Annotated in this window: 5 protein-coding genes; 4 read left to right on the top strand and 1 reads right to left on the bottom strand. The window is 64.9% G+C overall.

Features of this window, described 5'->3' with window-relative positions; genetic code table 11:
* The 4 genes from QZY03_RS27085 to QZY03_RS27070 all read left to right on the top strand — a co-directional run.
* A partial coding sequence (locus QZY03_RS27085; RefSeq protein ID WP_295586636.1) for an RCC1 domain-containing protein occupies window positions 1-287 on the top strand: 287 nt, incomplete at its 5' end.
* An 83-nt stretch (window positions 288-370) separates the two neighbouring features.
* On the top strand, window positions 371-1,051 hold the full coding sequence (locus tag QZY03_RS27080; protein WP_295586635.1) for a CARDB domain-containing protein: 681 nt from the start codon (window positions 371-373) through the stop codon (window positions 1,049-1,051).
* A 232-nt stretch (window positions 1,052-1,283) separates the two neighbouring features.
* Window positions 1,284-1,472: a CPXCG motif-containing cysteine-rich protein gene (locus QZY03_RS27075; RefSeq protein ID WP_295586634.1), complete on the top strand. Its 189-nt coding sequence runs from the start codon at window positions 1,284-1,286 to the stop codon at window positions 1,470-1,472.
* 125 nt (window positions 1,473-1,597) lie between these two features.
* Window positions 1,598-2,347 carry an MBL fold metallo-hydrolase gene (locus tag QZY03_RS27070; RefSeq protein ID WP_295586633.1) on the top strand — a complete coding sequence of 250 codons (750 nt, stop codon included), beginning with the start codon at window positions 1,598-1,600 and terminating at the stop codon, window positions 2,345-2,347.
* A 198-nt stretch (window positions 2,348-2,545) separates the two neighbouring features.
* On the opposite strand, the gene QZY03_RS27065 is transcribed toward QZY03_RS27070, so the two are convergent.
* Window positions 2,546-3,670, bottom strand: coding sequence for a hypothetical protein (locus tag QZY03_RS27065; RefSeq protein WP_295586632.1), 1,125 nt, complete (start codon window positions 3,668-3,670; stop codon window positions 2,546-2,548).
* Between the last annotated feature and the right edge of the window lie 269 nt (window positions 3,671-3,939).

The following is a 3,939-nucleotide window of genomic DNA, read 5'->3' as shown; positions in this document are numbered from 1 at the left end:
TGGCCCTCAAGACCGACGGCAGCCTCTGGGCCTGGGGATACAACAGTGTCGGTGCGCTTGGCGACGGCACCACCACGGATCACCTAAGTCCCGTGCCGGTTTTCGGGTTCGCGGGACCGCCCACCGCCACCGACTTCACCGTCACCAACATCACCCTGAACCCAAGCGCCCCGCTCGTCGGCAGCCCGGCCTTGATCATGGTTCCGGCCGCGACCCTGAACCAGTTCCAAAATTTCTTGACAGGATTAACAAGATTTACAAGATTGAAAACTGATAACATCTTGTAAATCTTGTTAATCCTGTCTAAATGTCTTGGGTTCGCGCTCGTTGTGCAGTTCGAGACTGCCCCCGTAAGACCTCATTCCTGCCGATGCTGGCCGGAACGATTATCAAGGCCGGCAGCCCCTTCAGCGCCTCGATCACCGTCAAGAATCGCGGCACCCAGGCCGGGAGCCCAGGGATCCTGCGCGTCTGGGCCGACCAGCGCGCGACCCAAGACTGCGCGGCCCCAGGGGACGCCGACATCAGCCTGGCGAACCTGCCGGCGGGCGCCAAACAGGTCGTGCGGATCCGCCTGCCGGCCGGGAGTGCCGGATACAAGACCCTGCGGGCCTTTGTCGACAACCAGTGTGAAACCGCGGAACACAATGAGACCAACAACCAAGTCAGCAAGAGCTACCGGGTCTTCGCCCAGCCGATCGCGGACTTCGCGGTCACCGCCATCACCCTGACGCCCAACCGCCCAACCGCCGGCGGGACCTTCAGCGCCGACGTGACAGTGAAGAACCGCGGCACCGCGCCCGGCAACGCCGGCACGCTCGCCCTCTGGGTCGATCAGCCGGACGTCCCCGCCTGCGGCACCGCGGGCGACGCCACGCTGCCGGTCGGCATCCTGGCCGCCGGCGCCAGCCGCACTCTGACCCTCGACGGCCTCCCCGCCGGGGCCGCCGCCGTCAAGTCACTGCGCGCTTTCATCGACGCCGCCTGCGTCAGCGCGGAGGCCTACGACGGCAACAACCAATGGGTGAAGCCTTACACGGTTGCGCCGTAAACCGCCCTCCGGCGGTTGTCCGCGGGCCTTGATCATTAACCCGGCCACCGCGCGATCACACGGTCGCTGGTCCGCACAGCGGACCCTACAGATCACGGTGCTACCGTAGGGTCCGCTGTGCGGACCGTCCGCGACCGGCCGGAACGATGATCAATGCCTGTCCGCACAACAGGTCAGATCGTCGGATGCCGTTTGCGCCCGTATTGCGCCGTATGTGAACCACAGGATACCGATGCTTCAAGACATACAAATTGAGTGCCCCTACTGCGGCGAGGACTTCGATACCGTCGTGGACTGTTCCGCCGGCAGCCAGCGCTACATCGAGGACTGCGCGGTCTGCTGCCGGCCCATCGAATTCCAAGCCGAAGTCGACGACACCGGGCATCTGATCAGCGTGACAGCTCACCGCGACGATGATTGATCGTCAGCCGATCGACCGCATCAACGGCTGCGCCCTCCACGATCCAGAAATCAAACGCCTTGCCGGACGGATCCTCGTCTTGACCGGCGAGCCCGTTCGGCGCACCCCTTATAACGGAGAACAAGATGCTGTTCAGACAACTGTTCGAGCCCGTATCCAGCACCTACACCTACCTGCTGGGCTGCGAAGAAACCGGCGAGGCGATTCTGATCGACCCCGTGCTGCCCACCTGGCAGCGCGATCTGGCCGAGGTCGCGACGCTCGGACTGAAGCTCGTCTTGACGCTCGATACGCACGTCCACGCCGATCACATCACCGCGGCGCTCAGGCTCAAACACGAAGCCGGTAGCCGGATCGCCCATCCCGCCGTCGACGGGCTCCCCTGCATCGACCTGCCGATCGCCGAAGGCACACCGCTGATGGTCGGCAGTCTTCGCATCGACCCGCTCTTCACACCGGGCCACACCGACGGTCATCACGCCTACCGGATCGGCAATCAGGTCCTGACCGGCGATGCACTCCTCATCGACGCCTGCGGCCGCACCGATTTCCAAAGCGGCGACCCGACGGCCTTGTATCACAGCGTCTCCGGCAAACTCTTCGCGCTGCCCGACGAAACGCTGGTCTACCCCGGTCACGACTACGAGGGACGCTGGGTCTCGAGCATCGCGCAGGAAAAAACACGCAACCCGCGGCTCGGCGGCAACCGCTCGCTCGAATCATTCGTTGCGTTGATGAACGGACTGAACCTCGCGTACCCGAAGTTCATCGATTATGCAGTGCCCGGCAACCGGGAATGCGGCGTCTGTCCTGCCGGCGTTCCCGACAACCTCAGCCAATATTGCGACCAGATCGGGGAGAGCCGACAGGGCTGAGGATCGCTCGCCGCTGATATCGCCTTCCGACCTGATATCCGGACAGACCCTTGGTGTAGGGGCGGGTTTGAAACCCGCCCCTACGTCCGGTTATCACGTCCGATGGCTATACAACACGTACGGCATAAGCGGGCGCCCGACATGGCGCTGAAGGGTTGCTCCGACGCCGATTGCGCTGGTGTTGCGCCCTATGCGGACTCAGGCGCGTACCACGACGATCTGCCGGCCCTGTGGACTGGTCGCTGCATGGTGTGCGGTGCGCTCGGCGATCGGCGGTTGATTGGCGCGTCGGTCGAAGAGAATCAGCCAGCCGCTGTCGAGCCCCAGGCCGGCCAGATAGCCGTCCAGTTGCTCCAGACCCTCGGCCAGGGGGTCGGCCTGCCGGTCGTGCCAGACCTTCAGTTCCATCCCCAGGGTCACCGCGCCATACCGCAGACAGAGATCCATGCGCCCGGAGCCGATGGCGTATTCCCGCTCCAAAGTCCCGTCACCGTTCACCACCCGATGCAGGAAGGCCATCAGCACCAGGTGCGGGGCGATCTCGTGATAGGGGGCGCTGCCCAGCAGCGGCCGGCCGTGGCGGCGCCAGAAGGCGAGGAAGGCCGTGAGCAGGGCGTCCGGATTCAAGCTGCCGTCGGCGTTGAGCCAGGTGGGGCTGATCTGCGGGAGGGAGTCTTGGGGGCCGCTGGCCAACATGCGCGGGAGGACCTCCCGGTAGATGGGGTTGGCGACCACCAGACCCCCGGCCCCGTCGCGCCTCAGGAAGCCCAGATCGACCAGATAGTCCCGATCGTCCGTGGGCACCTCCCCCAGGGCCGTGCCGGCCAGCATGGGCTCGATGACGCGGCGCACGCGCGGTTCCTGGAGCTTGTGGGCCAATTGATCCAGATGGGTCACGCGCTCGACGATCATCGCCTCCTTGGCCTGATCGATCAGCTCCACCGTGATCGGCTGGGCGCGGTCGCGGCCGGCGCGGAGTTTGAAACAGGCGCGATAGGCCAGGGCATTGACCAGCCAGGGCTGACCCTGGGTCAGCTCCCAGACCCGGTCCAAGGCCGTGGCGGTGAAGACCTGCCCGGTCGCGGCGGTATGCTCCAACAGCAAGGTCCGCGTCTCGGCGGCGCTGAAGTCGCCCAGGCGGAGCGATTCGGCCTTGATGTTGAAGGCGCTGCCGCCGGTGATGGGCTCACGCTCGGAACGGGCATGGATGCGATAGTCACGCAGGTCGCGCACGCCGCACACGCCGCACAGGATGATCGTCTGCGGAAAGGCCGTCGGACGCTGGGTGTAGCCGGCCCTAAGGCGATTTCCAGATAATTTCATACCCTACCAGATGGCACTCACGGTCGATCGGTACCGCACGCCCTTGGCCGCGCCGTAACCCGACGTTTTCGCCGATTGTCGGGTTACGCTGCGCTAACCCGACCTTTGGATCGCACCCTTAGCACGGGCAGCAGTTCCAAACTTGGGTGGCCGCCGCCAAAAAGCGTGTCGGCAACGTGGCCGATGGTGGATGCGCTGCGCTTATCCACCCTACGAAACCGGCTCCGTTGTAGGGTGGATAAGGCGCGCCGCTCGGTGGCAGGGACTCG

This window comes from uncultured Lamprocystis sp., from assembly GCF_903933125.1.
Taxonomy (GTDB): Bacteria; Pseudomonadota; Gammaproteobacteria; order Chromatiales; family Chromatiaceae; genus Thiodictyon.
Note: the sequence above shows the minus strand (reverse complement) of the source record. Positions and strands in the feature narration are given on the sequence as shown.

Excerpts from the sequence above, each read along its gene's own strand:
- QZY03_RS27080 (WP_295586635.1), top strand. The coding sequence starts at position 371 with ATGCTGGCCGGAACGATTATCAAGGCCGGCAGCCCCTTCAGCGCCTCG.
- QZY03_RS27075 (WP_295586634.1), top strand. The coding sequence starts at position 1,284 with ATGCTTCAAGACATACAAATTGAGTGCCCCTACTGCGGCGAGGACTTC.
- QZY03_RS27070 (WP_295586633.1), top strand. The coding sequence starts at position 1,598 with ATGCTGTTCAGACAACTGTTCGAGCCCGTATCCAGCACCTACACCTAC.
- QZY03_RS27065 (WP_295586632.1), bottom strand. The coding sequence starts at position 3,670 with ATGAAATTATCTGGAAATCGCCTTAGGGCCGGCTACACCCAGCGTCCG.